This window comes from Massilia sp. 9096, assembly GCF_000745265.1.
Lineage (GTDB): Bacteria > Pseudomonadota > Gammaproteobacteria > Burkholderiales > Burkholderiaceae_D > Telluria.
The window spans coordinates 2,209,701-2,226,465 of sequence record NZ_JQNN01000001.1 but is presented as its reverse complement, the minus strand read 5'-3'; the positions used below and the strand labels follow the sequence as shown (position 1 = coordinate 2,226,465).

Annotated in this window: 9 protein-coding genes; 2 read left to right on the top strand and 7 right to left on the bottom strand. The window is 67.9% G+C overall.

What is annotated here, in order from left to right:
* The first annotated feature begins 21 nt into the window (after nt 1–21).
* Nucleotides 22–1,722 carry an alpha-glucosidase gene (locus FA90_RS09420; RefSeq protein ID WP_051971642.1) on the top strand — a complete coding sequence of 567 codons (1,701 nt, stop codon included), beginning with the start codon at nt 22–24 and terminating at the stop codon, nt 1,720–1,722.
* Nucleotides 1,723–1,767: 45 nt separating this feature from the next.
* Here FA90_RS09420 and FA90_RS09415 read toward each other — a convergent pair whose 3' ends face one another.
* From FA90_RS09415 to FA90_RS09390, 6 genes are all read right to left on the bottom strand, one after another.
* Nucleotides 1,768–4,242 (bottom strand): glycogen/starch/alpha-glucan phosphorylase, encoded by a 2,475-nt coding sequence (locus FA90_RS09415; protein WP_036168278.1) that lies wholly within the window; start codon nt 4,240–4,242, stop codon nt 1,768–1,770.
* Between the two features lie 44 nt (nt 4,243–4,286).
* The gene (gene glgA / locus FA90_RS09410) at nt 4,287–5,750 is read right to left on the bottom strand and encodes a glycogen synthase GlgA (RefSeq protein ID WP_197065366.1); all 1,464 of its coding nucleotides are present in this window, start codon (nt 5,748–5,750) and stop codon (nt 4,287–4,289) included.
* 10 nt (nt 5,751–5,760) lie between these two features.
* Complete coding sequence (gene glgC / locus FA90_RS09405) at nt 5,761–7,053, bottom strand: glucose-1-phosphate adenylyltransferase (protein ID WP_051971641.1); 1,293 nt, start codon at nt 7,051–7,053, stop codon at nt 5,761–5,763.
* 27 nt (nt 7,054–7,080) lie between these two features.
* Nucleotides 7,081–9,237, bottom strand: coding sequence for a glycogen debranching protein GlgX (glgX, locus tag FA90_RS09400; protein WP_051971640.1), 2,157 nt, complete (start codon nt 9,235–9,237; stop codon nt 7,081–7,083).
* A complete protein-coding gene (gene glgB / locus FA90_RS09395; RefSeq protein WP_036175039.1) occupies nt 9,234–11,423 on the bottom strand; it encodes a 1,4-alpha-glucan branching protein GlgB in 2,190 nt (729 codons plus the stop codon). Before glgB ends, glgX begins: the two co-directional genes overlap by 4 nt.
* Nucleotides 11,424–11,668: 245 nt before the next feature.
* Entirely contained in the window at nt 11,669–12,130 is a 462-nt protein-coding gene (locus FA90_RS09390; protein ID WP_036168270.1) for a hypothetical protein, read from the bottom strand.
* 236 nt (nt 12,131–12,366) lie between these two features.
* Here FA90_RS09390 and FA90_RS09385 point away from each other — a divergent pair, with 236 nt between their 5' ends.
* Nucleotides 12,367–14,463 (top strand): glycoside hydrolase 43 family protein, encoded by a 2,097-nt coding sequence (locus FA90_RS09385; RefSeq protein WP_051971638.1) that lies wholly within the window; start codon nt 12,367–12,369, stop codon nt 14,461–14,463.
* 62 nt (nt 14,464–14,525) lie between these two features.
* Here the strand turns inward: FA90_RS09385 and FA90_RS09380 are convergent, their stop codons facing one another.
* Nucleotides 14,526–16,703 carry an FUSC family membrane protein gene (locus FA90_RS09380; protein WP_051971637.1) on the bottom strand — a complete coding sequence of 726 codons (2,178 nt, stop codon included), beginning with the start codon at nt 16,701–16,703 and terminating at the stop codon, nt 14,526–14,528.
* Nucleotides 16,704–16,765: the final 62 nt, after the last annotated feature.

Genomic DNA, 16,765 nt, shown 5'->3' with positions numbered 1-16,765 from the left:
CTTTCCCGGACATCGAACGCAATGATCAACACCCCAGCTATTTCGGCAACCCAGGCCGCCCCGTCTGCGCCGGCCACGGCGGCCACCGACTGGTGGCGCGACGCCATCATCTACCAGGTCTATCCGCGCAGCTACCTCGACACGGACGGCGACGGCGTCGGCGACCTGCCGGGCATCACCGCCAGGCTCGACTACATCGCCAGCCTCGGCGTGGACATCGTCTGGCTGTCGCCCTTCTTCAAGTCGCCGATGAAGGACTTCGGCTACGACATTTCCGACTACTGCGACGTCGACCCGCTGTTCGGCACGCTGGCCGACTTCGACGCGCTGGTCGCGCGCGCGCACGCGCTGGGCTTGAAGATCATGATCGACCAGGTGATGTCGCACACGGCCGAGGCGCACCCGTGGTTCGCCGAAAGCCGTGCGAGCCGCGACAACCCGAAGGCCGACTGGTACGTCTGGGCCGACCCGCTCCCCGACGGCAACCCGCCCAACAACTGGCTGTCGGTGTTCGGCGGCTCGTCCTGGCAGTGGGATACGAGGCGGCGCCAGTACTACATGCACAACTTCCTGGTCAGCCAGCCGCAGCTGAACTTCCACAACCCGGAGGTGCAGCAGGCCCAGCTCGACGTGCTGCGCTTCTGGCTCGAACGCGGGGTCGACGGCGCGCGCATGGACGCCTGCGACTATTACTTCCACGACCGCCAGCTGCGCAGCAACCCGCCGGCGGCGGCGCACGACACGGGCCTGACCACGGCCGTGAACCCCTACGGCATGCAGTCGCACCTGTACGACAAGACCCAGCCGGACAACATCGCCTTCCTGCGCCGGGTGCGCACGCTGCTGGACGAGTACGGCGCGATCGCGATCGGCGAGGTCGGGGCGGACGATGCGCTGGCGGTCATGGCCGAGTACACCTCGGGCGGCGACAAGCTGCACATGGCCTACAGCTTCAGCCTGCTGACGCCCGACTTCTCGGCCGCGCACATCCGCCAGCAGGTCGAGGATTTCGAAGCGCGCGTGCAGGGCGGCTGGGCATCGTGGTCGGTCGGGAACCACGACAGCGTGCGCGTGATGACGCGCTGGGGCGGAGAGCAGCCTTCGCCGGCGCTGGCCAGGCTGGTGCTGGCGATGCAGTGTTCGCTGCGCGGCACGCCTTGCCTGTACCAGGGCGACGAGCTGGCTCTCAGCGAAGCCGAGGTGCCGTTCGAACTGCTGCAGGACCCGTACGGCATCGCCTTCTGGCCCGAGTTCAAGGGCCGCGACGGCTGCCGCACGCCGATGCCTTGGACGCCTGAGGCGCCGAACGCCGGCTTCACCGATGGCGCGCCGTGGCTGCCGGTGGCGGCGCCGCACTTGGCTCGCGCCGTGGCGAAGCAGGAAGGCGAGGCCGACTCGCCGCTCAACTTCGCGCGCCGCTTCATCGCCTGGCGCCGCACGCAGCCGCAGCTCACGCGCGGCGCCATCGCCTTTTTCGACGCGCCGGAACCGGTGCTGGCGTTCACGCGCAGCCTGGACGGGATGCCGGCCGTGCTGGCGGCTTTCAATTTGTCGGACGGGGAAGTGGCGTTCGAATGGCCGCAGGCGCTCGAGGCGTCGGACCTGGGCGGTCACGGCTTGAGCGGCAGCCACGAAGGAAAGGGGCGCATCACGCTGCCGCCCTACGGCGCCTGGTACGGCAGCGTGAAGGCAGGCTGGGCGCCTGCCTCGGCAGTCAAATAAGACCGCACAGGTGCGGCGCGCTTGGAGCAGCGCGCCGCACGGGCGTCACAGCTTGACCGGCTGCGCGTTCCAGATCTGCTCGGCGTACTCGGCGATCGTGCGGTCCGACGAGAATACGCCCATGCCGGCCACGTTCAGGATGGCCTTGCGGTTCCACTCGTCGCCCTGGCGGAACAGCTCGTCGACCGCGTCCTGGGTCTGCACGTAGCTGGCGTAGTCGGCCAGCAGCAGGTAGTGGTCGCCCCATTCGGCAAACACCTTGTAGACGTCGTGGAAGCGCGCCGGCTCGTCCGGCGAGAACAGGCCGTCGCGGAGCTGCTCGAGCACCTGGCGCAGTTCCTCGTTCTGCTCGATGATCTCGCGCGGGTTGTAGCCCTGGGCGCGCAGCGCCTCGACTTCCTCGGTGGTGTTCCCGAAGATGAAGATGTTGTCCGCGCCGACGTTCTCGCGCATCTCGACGTTGGCGCCGTCCAGCGTGCCGATGGTCAGCGCGCCGTTCAGGCCCAGCTTCATGTTGCCGGTGCCCGAGGCTTCGGTGCCGGCGGTCGAGATCTGTTCCGACAGGTCGGCGGCCGGGATGATGATCTCGGCCAGGCTGACGCTGTAGTTCGGGATGAACACGACCTTGAGCTTGTCGCCCACGCGCGCGTCGTTGTTGACCACCTCGGCGACGTCGTTGATCAGCTTGATGGTCTGCTTGGCCATGTGGTAGGCCGACGCCGCCTTGCCCGCGAAGATGACGGTGCGGGGCACCCAGTTGGCGTCCGGATTGGCCAGGATGCGGTTGTAGCGCGTGATCACGTGCAGCACGTTGAGCAGCTGGCGCTTGTACTCGTGGATGCGCTTGACCTGCACGTCGAACAGCGAGGTCGGATCGACCGTGATCCCGAGGTGCTCCTGGATGTAGCTGGCCAGGCGCTCCTTGTTGACCAGCTTGGCGGCGCGGAACTGCTGGGCGAACTCCTGCTCGCCCGCCAGGTCGCGCAGCCGGCCCAGCTGCTCGAGGTCGCGCCGCCAGTCCGGGCCGATGCGCGCGTCGATCAGCTTCGACAACGACGGGTTGGCCAGCGACAGCCAGCGGCGCGGCGTGATGCCGTTGGTCTTGTTGTTGAAGCGCTCGGGGAACAGCTTGGCGAAGTCGGCGAAGATCGAGCGCGTCATCAGGTCCGAGTGCAGCGCCGAGACGCCGTTGACCTTGTGGCTGGCCACGACCGCCAGGTGGGCCATGCGCACGCGGCGCTCGCCCGCCTCGTCGATCAGCGACACGCGGCGCATGCGTTCGACGTCGATGCCGAACTGCTCGTTGGTGGCGTCGATGAAGGCCTTGTTGATGTCGAAGATGATGTGCAGGTGGCGCGGCAGGAAGTGGCCCATCATGTCCACCGGCCAGGTCTCGAGCGCTTCCTGCATCAGCGTGTGGTTGGTGTACGAGAACACCTTTTGCGTGATGGTCCAGGCGCGCGCGAACTCCAGGCCGTGGTCGTCGATCAGGATGCGCATCAGTTCCGGAATCGCCAGCACCGGGTGGGTGTCGTTCAGGTGGATGGCGACGTGGTCGGGCAGCGCGTCGAAGTCGTCGTGCTTGGCCAGGTAGCGCGCGATGATGTCCTGCAGGCTGGCGGCGCAGAAGAAGTATTCCTGGCGCAGGCGCAGCTCGCGTCCGGCCTGGGTCGAATCGTCGGGGTAGAGCACGCGCGAGATGTTCTCGGCCGCGTTCTTTTCCTCGACCGCGCCGACGTAATTGCCGCCGTTGAAGGTCTGCAGGTGGAATTCGTCGACGGCCTTGGCCGACCAAAGGCGCAGGGTGTTGGTGGCGTCGGTGGCGTAGCCGGGGATGATGGTGTCGTAGGCCATGGCGATGACGTCCTGGGTGTCGACCCACTTGACGGTCATGTTCGCGGTGCCATCCGCGGCCTCGCCCTGCGTTTCGATGCGGCCGCCGAAGCGCACCTTGAACTGCACGTTCGGGCGCGCGACTTCCCACGGGTTGCCGCCGGTCAGCCAGTAATCCGGCGCTTCGACCTGGCGGCCGTCGACGATCTCCTGCTTGAACATGCCGTAGTCGTAGCGGATGCCATAGCCCATGCCGGCCAGGTTCAGCGTCGCCATCGAATCGAGGAAGCAGGCGGCCAGGCGGCCCAGGCCGCCGTTGCCGAGCGCGGCGTCCGGTTCGAGTTCGGGCAGCTGTTCGAGGTCGACGCCCAGCTCGTCGAGCGCCTGGCGCACGTCTTCGTGCAGACCCAGCGCCAGCAGGGCGTTGGTGAAGGTGCGGCCAATCAGGAATTCGATCGACATGTAGTAGACGCGCTTGCCGTCCTGGCCGGCTTGCACGCCGTCCAGCTTCATCTGGCGCTCGACCAGGCGCTCGCGCACCGCCAGGGCGGCGGCCTGCAGCCAGTCGCGCGGGGCGGCCGCGGCCGGGTCCTTGCCGAGGGCGTAGACCAGTTTGCTTGCGATGGAACGCTTGAGGTTGGCCACCTGGTTGGCCGAATCGTCTTGGTGTAGGTCGTTGAGGTTCATTGCTTCTCTGCGTTCTCGATAATGGTTACTGTGTTTTTAGTGCGTTATGTTCCGATTTGCTGGTACAACGTGAGGTATTGCGCGGCCGCCGCATCCCAGTCGAAGCGCTGACCCATGCCGCGCGCCTGCACCGCCTTCCAGTCGCCCGGGCGCTGGTACAGGGCAAACGCGCGCCGCACCGCGGCGTCGATGCCGGTGTCGTCGAAGCTCTCGAAGACGAAGCCGGTGGCCACGCCGTCACCGATGTTCTCGAGCGAGGCGTCGACCACCGTATCGGCCAGCCCGCCGACCTTGCGCACCAGCGGCAGGGTGCCGTATTTGAGCCCGTACAACTGGGTCAGGCCGCATGGCTCGAAGCGCGACGGCACCAGGATCACGTCGGCGCCGGCGATCAGGCGATGCGACAGCTGCTCGTCGTAGCCGATGCGCACCGCGATCGATTGCGGATGCGCGCCGGCGGCGGCCGCGAACGCGGCTTCGAGCGGCGCGTCGCCGCTGCCGAGCACCATCATCTGGCCGCCGCGCCGCACGATCTCGGGCAGGGCGGCCAGCACCAGGTGCAGGCCTTTCTGCTCGGTCAGGCGGCTGACGATGCAGAACAGCGGGCCGTCCTGCTGTACCGCCAGGCCGGCCTCGCGCTGCAGCGCCGTCCGGCAGGCCAGCTTGCCGGCCAGGTCGCGCGCCTCGTAGCCGGCGGCGAGCAGGGTGTCCGTCGCCGGATTCCATACCGTGTCGTCCACGCCATTCAGTATGCCCGAAAGGTCGCGCACACGGGCGCGCAACAGGCCGTCCAGGCCGCAGCCCTGTTCCGGCTGCTGGATCTCGTGCGCGTAGGTCGGGCTGACGGTGGTGATCTTGTCGGCGAAGTACAGCCCGGCCTTCAGGAACGAGCACTGGCCATGGAATTCGATCCCGTTGATGTCGAAGAAGTTCGCCGGCAGATCGAGGTAGCCGAACACATGGCTCGGGAAGTTGCCCTGGTAAGCCAGGTTGTGGATGGTCTGCACGCTGCCGGCCACGCGCCGCCCGGTCGATTGCTCCAGCGCCTTCAGGTAGGCCGGCGCCAGCGCGGCATGCCAGTCGTGGCTGTGCAGCACCTGCGGCCGCCACGCATGGTCGAGCCCTTCGGCCAGGCGCACGCCCATCCAGCCGAGCAGGGCGAAGCGCTGGTGGTTGTCCGGGTAGGCGTGGTTGCTGGCGTCGGCGTAGGGATTGCCGGGGCGGTCGTACAGGTCGGGCGCGTCGATCACGTAGGCGACGATGTCGCTTCCGGGCAGCACGCCGCGGTACAGGCGCACCGCTTGCGCGCCGAAGCGCGGGCCGAATTCGGCCACCAGCGTCTGCTCGAGGATGCCCTCGCGCAGGCGCGGGAAGCCCGGCACCAGCACGCGCGCCTCGCATCCCAGGCGGCCCTGCGCGATCGGCAGGGCGCCGGCGACGTCGGCCAGGCCGCCGGTTTTCAGCAGCGGATAGATTTCAGAACAGATGTGCAGTACGCGCATGGGGATTCCAGTCGGCTCAGAGTTTGTCCAGCATGTCCTGCGTCACCAGCACGACGCCGCTGTCGGTGCGGTAGAAGCGCTGCGCATCGAGCACCGCATCCTCGCCGATGACGGTGCCGGCCGGGATCCTGCAGCCGCGGTCGATCACGACCTTGGTCAGCCGGCAGCTTTCGCCGATCTCGGTATGCGGCAGGATCACGGCCTGGTCGATGTGGCAGAACGAATGCACGCGCACGTCCGAGAACAGCACCGACAGCGCGACGTGCGAGCCCGACACGATGCAGCCACCCGAGACCAGCACGTTCACCGCCATGCCGTGTTCGCCGTTGCGGTCGTGGACGAACTTGGCCGGCGGCAGCTGTTCCTGGTGGGTCCAGATCGGCCAGTCGGCGTCGTAGATGTTCAGTTCCGGCGAGATCGAGGCCAGGTCGAGGTTGGCCGACCAGAACGCGTCCACCGTGCCGACGTCGCGCCAGTAGGCCGGCACGCCGTCGCCGCTCGGGATGCACGACATGCTGAACGGATGCGCCACCGCGCCGCCTTCCGCCACCACGCGCGGGATGATGTCCTTGCCGAAGTCGTGGGTGGTGGCCGAGTTGGCCACTTCCTCGTTGAGCAGGCGGTACAGGTAGTCGGCGTTGAAGATGTAGATGCCCATGCTGGCCAGCGCCATGTCCGGCTTGCCGGGCATGGTGGGCGGATTGGCCGGCTTTTCGACGAACTCGGTGATCTTGCGGCGCTCGTTGATCGCCATCACGCCGAACGCCGAGGCCTCGGCCTTGGGCACTTCGATGCAGCCGATCGTGCATTCGGCGCCGGTGGCGACGTGGTCCTGCAGCATCAGCGAATAATCCATCTTGTAGATATGGTCGCCGGCCAGCACCACCACGTAGTCCGGATCGTGCGAGTCGAGGATGTCGATGTTCTGGAACACCGCATCGGCGGTGCCGCGGTACCAGTGCTCTTCGTCGATGCGCTGCTGGGCCGGCAGCAGGTCGATGAATTCGTTCTGGTCGCCGCGCAGGAAGCTCCAGCCGCGCTGCAGGTGGCGCAACAGCGAGTGCGATTTGTACTGGGTCACCACGCCGATGCGGCGGAAACCCGAGTTGATGCAGTTCGACAGCACGAAATCGATGATGCGGAACTTGCCGCCGAAGTACACGGCCGGCTTGGCGCGCCGGTCGGTCAGCTGCTGCAGGCGCGAACCGCGCCCGCCGGCCAGGACCAGGGCGATGGCGCGTTCGGGCAGGCGGTGCGAGGGATAGCCTTTTCTTCTTTCAGGACCCCGGGTGATGAGATGATCGATCATGATGCCTCCTGTTTCTTATGTTGAATGTCACGCGGTTCGATGTTCGCTCCGGGGCGCCGGCCGCTCTGCGGATTCCTCTGTGGATGCATCGACGAGGAGCACGACGGCATGCGCCGGCACCGCGATGCCGTCCTTGACCTCGTGCGGCTGCACGGACGGGTCGGCGCTGTCGATCAGCACCCGCCAGGCGCCTTGCGGGAGCACGAAGTCGCGCGCCTGCGCCTGCGCGTTGACCAGCAGCAGGCAGGCGGCGTCGCCGGCCTGCGCGCCATCCTGTTCAGCCAGCGCCGGGGCGCCCAGCCGGATGCCGATGCAGCGCTGGCCGCCGCTCCAGGCCGCGTCGTCGAGCGGCGTGCCGTCCGTTCCCAGCCAGGCGATGTCGGGATGGCCATCGCTTTGCACGGCGCCGTCGTACCAGCTGGCGTGGCGCAGCGCGCGATGGCGTTTGCGCGCTTCGATCAGGCGCGCGGTGAAATCGGCCAGGGCGCCGTCGGCGTGCGGCCAGTCGAGCCAGCTCAAGGCGTTGTCCTGGCAATAGGCGTTGTTGTTGCCCTGCTGCGAGTGGCCGATGTCGTCGCCGGCCAGCAGCATCGGCGTGCCTTGCGAGAGCAGCAGGGTCGCCATCAGCGCGCGCTGCAGGCGCGCGCGCAGCTGCAGTATCGCCGCGTCGTCGCTCGGGCCTTCGACGCCGCAGTTCCAGCTGTGGTTGTCGCCCGTGCCGTCACGGTTGTCCTCGCCGTTGGCTTCGTTGTGCTTGTGGCCGTAGCTGACCAGGTCGCGCAGCGTGAAGCCGTCGTGGGCGGCGATGAAGTTGACGCTGGCGGTGGGGCTGCGGCCATCGTGCCGGAACACGTCGCTCGAGCCGGCGAAGCGGCGCGCGAAGTCGCCCAGCGCGCCGCTGCCGCCGCCGTTACCACTGCCAGGCCTGAGCCAGAACGCGCGCATGGCGTCGCGGTACTTGTCGTTCCATTCCAGCCAGCCGGCCGGGAACTGGCCGAGCTGGTAGCCGCCCGGGCCGATGTCCCAGGGCTCGGCGATCAGTTTCACGGTCGAGAGCACCGGATCCTGGCGCACGGCCGCGAGGAAGGCAGAGGCGCTGGAAAAGCCGCGGGCGTCGCGCGCCAGCTCGGGCGCGAGGTCGAAGCGGAAGCCGTCGACGTGCATCTCCTGCACCCAGTAGCGCAGCGAATCCATCACCAGCTGCAGCACGCGTGGCTCGGCCAGGTTCAGGCAATTGCCGCAGCCGGTCCAGTTCTCGTACAACGCCGGATTGTCAGGCTGCAGGTGGTAGTACAGGGCGTTGTCGATGCCGCGCAAGCTCAGCGTCGGGCCGTGTTGGTCGGTTTCGGCGCTGTGGTTGTAGACCACGTCGAGCACGACTTCGATGCCGCGCGCGTGCAGGGCCTTGACCATGTCGCGAAATTCAGAGATCGGCGTGCTGCCGGCCTGGTTCGAGCAGTAGCGCTTCTCGGGCGCGAAAAAGCCGATGCTCGAATACCCCCAGTAATTCGACAGGCCCATGTGCTGCAGGCGCATCTCGTCCGCGCGTGCGTGCACCGGCAGCAAACTGAGCGTGGTCACGCCGAGCTTCTGCAAGGCGTCCAGCACGGCCGGCTGGGCCAGGCCAGCGTAGGTGCCGCGCAAGGCCTGCGGCACCTCGGGATGCAGCCGGGTGAAGCCCTTGACGTGCACTTCGTAGATGACGGTGTCCAGCGGCGCCACGCGCGGTGGCGCATCCCCGCCCCAGTCGTAGTCTTCGTGCACCACCTGCGCCTTGAGTGCGATGGCGGCGGTATCGAACGGGTCGGGCTGCTCCGGCGCATCGCCGGCCTGGCCCGCGAACCCGGGTTGGCCGAGGTAGTCGCCGACGATCGCGCGCGCGTACGGGTCGAGCAGCACCTTGTTCGGGTTGAAGCGCTGGCCGCGCTGCGGCGCATACGGTCCGCTGACGCGGTAGCCATACACCAGGCCCGGTTCGGCGCTTTCCAGATAGCCGTGCCAGACGCCATCCGTGCAGGCCGGCAGGGCCAGGCGCGCCTGTTCCTGCTTGCCCACGGCATCGAACAGGCACAGCTCGACCGCCTGCGCATGCGGCGCGACCAGGGCGAAATTCACGCCATGGCCATCCCAATGCGCACCGAGCGGGTAGGCGGCGCCTGCGCGCAAGCGTTGCGGCGCCGTCATTGCGCACTCTCCGATTCAGTTTCCAGTCTCAGCATGATCGTCGCCAGCGGCGGCACGGTCACCACCAGCGACAGGTCACGGCCATGCAGGGCGACCGGCTCGGTCTGCAGCGCGCCGTTGTGCAGGCCGCTGCCGCCGTAGACCGCGGCGTCGCTGTTGAGGATCTCGACGTAGCGTCCCGGGCGGTCGACGCCGATGCGGTAGCCGTGGCGCGGCACCGGCGTGAAGTTGGCCAGCACGATCACGGAATCGCCGTTGCCGGCCTTGCGGATGAACGAGAACACCGAGTTGTCGCGGTCTTCGTGGGTGATCCATTCGAAGCCGCGCGCGTCGACGTCGAGCTCGTGCAGGGCCGGGTAGTGGCGGTAGACCGCGTTCAGGTCGCGCACCAGGCGCTGCACGCCCTGGTGCGGCGCGTGCTCGAGCAGGTGCCAGTCGAGGCTGCGATCGTGGTTCCATTCGGCGCTCTGGGCAAACTCGCTGCCCATGAACAGCAGCTTCTTGCCGGGATGGCCCCACATGAAGCCGTAGTAGGCGCGCAGGTTGGCGAAGCGCTGCCAGTCGTCGCCGGGCATGCGCGCCAGGATCGAACCCTTGCCGTGCACCACCTCGTCGTGCGACAGCGGCAGCACGAAGTTTTCGGTGAACGCGTAGACCAGCCCGAAGGTCATCTTGTCGTGGTGGTACTTGCGGTTGACCGGATCTTCCTGCATGTAGCGCAGCGTGTCGTTCATCCAGCCCATGTTCCACTTGTAGTGAAAGCCCAGGCCGTTCAATTCCAGCGGCCGCGAGACGTTCGGGAAGCTGGTCGATTCTTCCGCGACCATCACCGCGTCCGGGCGCTCGGCGCACACCAGCTGGTTGGCGCGGCGCAGGAAGGCGATCGCCTCCAGGTTCTCGCGCCCGCCATGCTCGTTAGGGACCCATTCGCCTTCCTTGCGGCTGTAGTCGCGGTACAGCATCGAGGCCACCGCGTCGACGCGCAGGCCGTCGATGCCGAAGCGCTCGACCCAGTACAGCGCATTGCCGGCCAGGTAGTTCAGCACTTCCTTGCGGCCGTAGTTGTAGATCAGCGTGTTCCAGTCCTGGTGGAAGCCTTCGCGCGGATCGGCGTGCTCGTACAGGTGGCTGCCGTCGAAGCGCGCCAGGCCGTGGATGTCGGACGGGAAGTGGCCCGGCACCCAGTCCAGCAGCACGCCGATGCCGTTGGCGTGCGCGGTCTCGACGAAATGGCGGAAGTCTTCCGGCGTGCCGAAACGCGAGGTCGGCGCGTACAGCCCGATCGGCTGGTAGCCCCAGGAGCCGTCGAACGGGTGCTCGCTGATCGGCATGAACTCGATGTGGGTGAAGCCGAGTTCCTTCACATAGGGGATCAGCTGGTCCGCCAGTTCGCGGTAGCTGAGCCAGCGGCCGCCGTCTTCCGGCACGCGGCGCCAGGAGCCGGGATGCACCTCGTAGATGCTGACCGGCGCGCCCAGGCCGTTGGCGCTGCGGCGCGCTGCCGAAGCAGGGAAGGGCGGCGGCAGGCGGCCGACCATCGACGCGGTGTTGGGGCGCAGTTCGGCACGCAAGGCGAACGGGTCGGCCTTGAGCAGGACTTCGCCGCTTTGCGCCTTGATCTCGAATTTGTACAGGTCGCCTTCAACCAGCTGCGGGATGAAGATCTCCCACACGCCCGAGGCGCCGCGCACGCGCATCATGTGGCGCCGCCCGTCCCAGTTGTTGAAGCTGCCGACCACCGACACCCGGCGCGCATTCGGCGCCCACACCGCAAAAGCGACCCCGGCCACCCCCTCGACCTCGGCCGGATGGGCGCCGAGCTTTTCGTAGGGCCGCGCATGCGTGCCCTCGGCCAGCAGCCAGACATCCATCTCGCCCAGCACCTGGCCGAAGCGGTACGGGTCGTCGATGTCCTGCTGGTGGCTGCCCCAATCGACGCGCAGGCGGTAGGCGAAGGGATTCTTGCGCCGCGCGATGGTCGCGCTGAACAGTTCGCTGCCGTACGAACGCTGCAGCTTGCACAGCTTGCGCCCGGTCTTAGCCTCGATCAGGTCGACCTTGAGGGCGCCCGGCAACAGTGCGCGCACGACCAGCGCGGCTTCAACGCGGTGCATGCCGAGCACCGAAAAGGGATCGTGGTGGTCGCCCTGCATCAGCGTCTCGACGCTTGCCTGGTCAATTGTCATGGTTGTCTCGGAGTTCGTTTTTATGGCGATGCGCAGGCGCGGCGGCGCCCCGTCCATGCTCTGTGGATCGTGGCGCCGTGGGACGGGGGAGGCGGGCTGGACGGATGATCATGATCGATACCTGCAAGGGCATCGGACTCGTTATTGTTTGCACAATAATACTATGCAATCGTCCTAATTGCGGGAGTTTGTGAAATCGCGAATCAAGCGTACGCCACAATCGGTCATTCGTCGACGCGCGCCGCTCAGTCCTCCGAGGGCGAGGTCAAGCGCTCGGCCAGCACCGCGGTCACGACCGCCTGCAGCACGTGGATGCCCCAGCGCTCGGCGGCCTTACGCGGTCCCGCCTGGACCTCGCCTTCGGTGATCCCGAGCACCGGCGCGATGCCGGCGATGTTCACCGCGTACAGCGCCGTGCCGTACAGCGCACCCAGCGCCACCGGCGATAGCTCGGGCGCGAGTTCGCGCAGCTTCGGCACCGCCGCGCCGAAGGCTGCCGAGGCGCCCAGGTGGTTGACGAATTCGACCGCGCTGGTGCCGGCGTCGCCGATGACCTCGCGCGAGTCCGTCAAGCGGTCGATCCAGTCGACGGCGTCGCGGTCGAGCGTCTTGGTCAGCAGGCCGGTCCTGCGGCCCAGCTGCATGACGGCCGTGGTCACGATCCCGGCGATGACGCCACCGACGATGGCTGCCTTGTACTTTTGCATGTGTTTCCCCTGGAATATTGAATAGACGGTTGATCTGCGAGATCGACGATACGCGCAGGTGTGGATGATCTCGGTGCGGTGCTGCACCGAAGCCGCCCTGGCGCGCGGCCGCCGGGACAGCGTGGGATACCGGTTTCGGTATCGCAGCGCTGCCAAAAACCATTTGTTTTCTGTGTCCACAGGCAATTACATTGCAGTCATTGGGCGCGCACGCGCCTCCCATTCCGAGGTTTGCCATGGTTTTGTCCATCCTGCGCCGTCCCGTCCTGCGCCGTCCTGTCTTGCGGCTGGCCTTGCTGATGGCGGCTGTCGTCCACGTTTCGGCCGGCGCCCAGCCCGAACCGCGCCCCGCGCACGGCCTGTCGACCCGGACCTGGACCGCCGACAATGGCGACGGCACTTTCACCAACCCGGTGTTCTACGACGAGTTCTCGGACCCCGACCTGATCCGCGTGGGCGACTGGTTCTACCTGACCGGCACGACGATGCACGCGATGCCCGGCCTGCCGCTGCTGCGCTCGAAAGACCTGGTGAACTGGGAATTCCTCGGCTACGCCATGGACCGGCTCGACGCCGTGCCGGCTTACAGGCTGGAAGACGGCAAGAACATCTACGGCCGCGGCATCTGGGCGCCGAGCCTGCGCTGGCGCGACGGTACTTTTTACATCTTCAGCAACGTCAACGGGCGCGCCACGCAGATCTATACCGCCACCGACCCGCGCGGCCCGTGGACCCACCGCGAGATGAAGCGCGGCCTGCACGACCTGTCGGTGCTGTTCGACGACGACGGCAAGACCTGGGTGGTGTGGGGTTACCAGGACATGCACCTGGCGCAGTTGAACGCCGAGCTGAGCGATATCGTGCCCGGCACCGACAAGGTCTTGTTCACGAAGGACGCCGGCATGGGCGAGGGCGCGCATTTCTACAAGATCGGTGGCCGCTACTACATCCTGAGCGCCAACTACGCCGGCGGCTTTCGCATGTCGGCGGCGCGCGCCGACCGGGTCGACGGACCGTACGAGGTCAACCCGGCCGTCAGCAAGGATGAAAACTTCGGCATGGCCGCCGGCCACCGCCTGCGCGACGCCAAGGACCCATCGACGATCCTGCCGCCCGACCGCTCGGCCGCGAACGCCGATTCGCTGCACCAGGGCGGCATCGTACTGACGCCGGCCGGGGAGTGGTGGGGCTTCTCGATGATGGACTATAACGCGGTCGGACGCCTGCTCGGGCTGGCGCCGGTCACCTGGAAGGATGGCTGGCCCTGGTTCGGCTTGCCCGGCAACCTGGGACGCAATCCACGGACCTGGGTCAAGCCGAAGACTGCCGAGCCGCAGCAGTCCCATGCGCCATTCGCGCGCAGCGACGATTTTTCCAGCACCGTCCTGGCGCCGGTCTGGCAGTGGAACCATGCGCCGGTCGACGCCAGATGGTCGCTGTCCGAGCGGCCCGGTTTCCTGCGCCTGCACGCGCTGCCGGCGGCCTCTTTCTGGGAGGCGCGCAACAGCCTGACCCAGCGCGCCGTCGGGCCGATGTCGACGCCGACGGTGGCGCTCGACCTGGCCGGTCTGAAGCAAGGCGACGTGGCCGGCCTCGGTCTGCTGAACTTTCCGTACGCGACGCTTGCGGTGGAACGCAGCGCCGACGGCCTGGCGCTGGCGCTGTTCGACCAGTCGAGCGGGCGCACGCTGCGCGCCGCCTTGCCGGCCGGCGCCACGCGCGTCTGGCTGCGCGCCGACTGCGATTTCCTCGCCGAGCAGGCGCGCTTTTCCTGGTCGAGCGACGGCGTGGCCTTCGCCCCGATCGGCGCGCCCTTCACCATGGTGTTCCAGCTGACCACCTTCCAGGGCGTGCGCTACGCCCTGTTCAACTACAACCGCGACGGCCACGACGGCGGCTACGCCGACTTCGACAGCATCGACGTCTACCAGCCTTACCCGCGCGGGCGGACGCGCGCCATCCCCTACGGCCAGCGCATCCGCCTGAGCCAGGCGAACCGGCCCGGCGCGCGCGCCGATGCGATGGCCTCGCCGTTCCTGGTGGTCGACCGCGGTCTCGGGCGCGTCGCGCTGCGCGCGGGCGCGCGCTGGCTGAGCGTGGACGCCGATGGCGGCATCATCCTGCGTGAGGGGAACGCTGGCGAGGACGACGGCGCGGCCCGGGACTTCCAGTGGATCGAGACGCCGACCGGCGAGCTGGCGCTGATGTCGCTGGCCACCCACCGCTTCCTGCGCGTCGACCCGGCCAGCGGCGCCCTGCGCGTCGACAGTCCCGGCCCGCGGCCGGACGGCAGCGACGGCGTGCGCTGGCAATGGACGGTGGCGCCGGACTGAGCCCGTACTGACCTTGCACCCGGCGTCGATGATGGCTTCCCGGGCTGGACCCGGGGCTGCCGTCAGCGCAGGACGCCCGGCGCCATCGCGTGCCCTGCGGCGGGCTGGGGCGTGCGTCCAAACGCCCGGTCGATCGCCTCGCGGCTGAGCGCGACCTGGGCGGCGTCCTGCTGCAGCAGGCGCAGGCGGCGCTGCAGCGGCGCCCAGCCCGGCCATTCGGCGATCCACACGGTCTGCGCGCCCGCCGCCGGCGCCGCAGGCTGTGCGGCCAGGCCGAGGGTCGCGCGCAGCTCGGCGAACATGGCCTCGAGCGCGGCGTCGACCTCGGCGCGCGGCAGCTTGTCGGCATAGCGCTGCAGCAGCAGGCGCAGCGCCGCCATGTGCGCCACCAGCAGGTAGTTCTGCACCGTGAAGCGGTTCAGCTCCTCGGGCGCGCGGCGCTTGGCGGCCGGCTCGTCGAGCATGCGTCCGAGCGCGCCGCTGAGGGTGCCCAGGCTGTCCATGAAGCCCTTGCGCGCGATCCGGTAGTGGAAATCGTCGGGGCGCTTGAGCAGCAGGTCGATGGCGGCGTCGATGTATTTGCGGTTTGCGTCGAGCACGTTGTCGACCAGCTGCGGCAGGTTCTGGTACTCCCAGCTCGGCAGCACGTAGCTGAAGAAGGTGGCGATGAAGGTGCCGACCAGCGTGTCGAGCAGGCGCTCGCCGATCGCGCTGGCGCCGTGCGGCACGGTCAGGCCGATCAGCAGCAGCGCCTGCATGCTGGCGGCGATCGCCGTGTAGCGGTATTTCACGTACAGGAAGGTCGGGCCGGCCGCGGTCGCCACGAACAGGAAGCCGAACAGCAGCGCCGGCGCGTGCACGAAATGCAGGATCACGGCGGTCAAGAGGCAGCCGACGAGGGTGCCGACCAGGCGGTCGGCGCGGCGCTGGCGCGTCATGCTGAAGCTGGGTTTGAGCACCACGGCGATGGTCAGCGCGGTCCAGTAGCCGTGCGTCTTCCAGGGCAGCCAGGCGGCCGACACCAATCCGAGCGAGATCGCCATCGCCACGCGCAGCGAATAGCGGAAGGTGGGCGAGGTCCAGCGCAGGTTGTCCAGCAGGATGCCGATGTTGTAGCGCTGCTGGGTGAGGAAGGGCGTCATGTCGGCGCCGGGGGCGATCGGCAGCGGGCCTTGCTGCGCCTGGGTGGCCGCGTGCAGGCGGCGGATCATCGCGATCGCGTCGCGGATCTTGTTGGAAGTGGCGTGCAGCAGCGCCTGGGCTTCGGCGGCTTCGCCTTCCTGCAGGGGCAGCGCGGCCAGGACGGCGTCGAGTGCACTCAGCTCGGCGTGGTAATCCATGGCGGCGTAGGAAGCGCGGTCGCGCGTCATCGCGTAGGCCACCGACTCGATGTCGAGCGCGGCCTTGCCGGTCAGGTCGGCCAGCAGCGGCAGCACCGGGTGGCCGCCGGCGCCCTGCGCGAAATGCTGGCGCAGCAGCACGTAGTCGGTGTGGGTCGAGAGCACCAGCTCGTACAGGTCGAACATGGCATAGTGCACCTGCACCAGGATCGCCTCGTCCGCGCGCGGCCGGCCGCGCAGGATCAGGTCACGGGAAGCCTGCTGGCGTTCGGCCAGCACGCTTTGCTGGCGCACCAGCTTTTCCATCTGCGCCGGCAGCGCCAGCTCGAGGTCGTAGCAGCCGGCCTTGGTGCTGGTGTACGAGGCCAGCTCGTACAGCGCCTCGGCCAGCACCTGCTGTTTCAGGCGCCGGCGCAGGAACCACACCACCACCATCGCGTAGGCCATGTAGCCGGCGCCGCCCAGGAAGAACAGGCCGCCTTCGCGCAGCGCTTCCAGCGGCGTGGCTGCGTCCTCGCTCGAGAGCATCATCACGAACAGCGCCACGAACTGCAGCGGCATCGCCTTCTTGCCGTACACGACCATCATGCTGGCCAAAAACGAGACCAGCACGATCGCCGTGCGCAGCAGCCATGGCACGGGCGAACACAGGCTGACCAGCAGCGCCGTCAGCGAGCACATGACTACGCCCGAGAGCATCTCGTTGAACTTATGGCGCAGCGGACTGGGCATGTCCATCAGGCTGGTGCACAGCGCGCCGATCGCGACCGCCATCGCGGCCGGCAGGCTGGCGACCGCGTACGTGAAGTAAGCCAGGCCGACGATGCCGAACGCGATCCGCAGGCCGGTATAAAAATAGTGACTGAACAGGAAGGTGCGCGGCGCGAGGGCGTAGTGCATGGTCTGGATTGCCCGCAAGCCTGGGTGGCGCGCGCGGCCGGAAATGATGAGGTCATTATAAC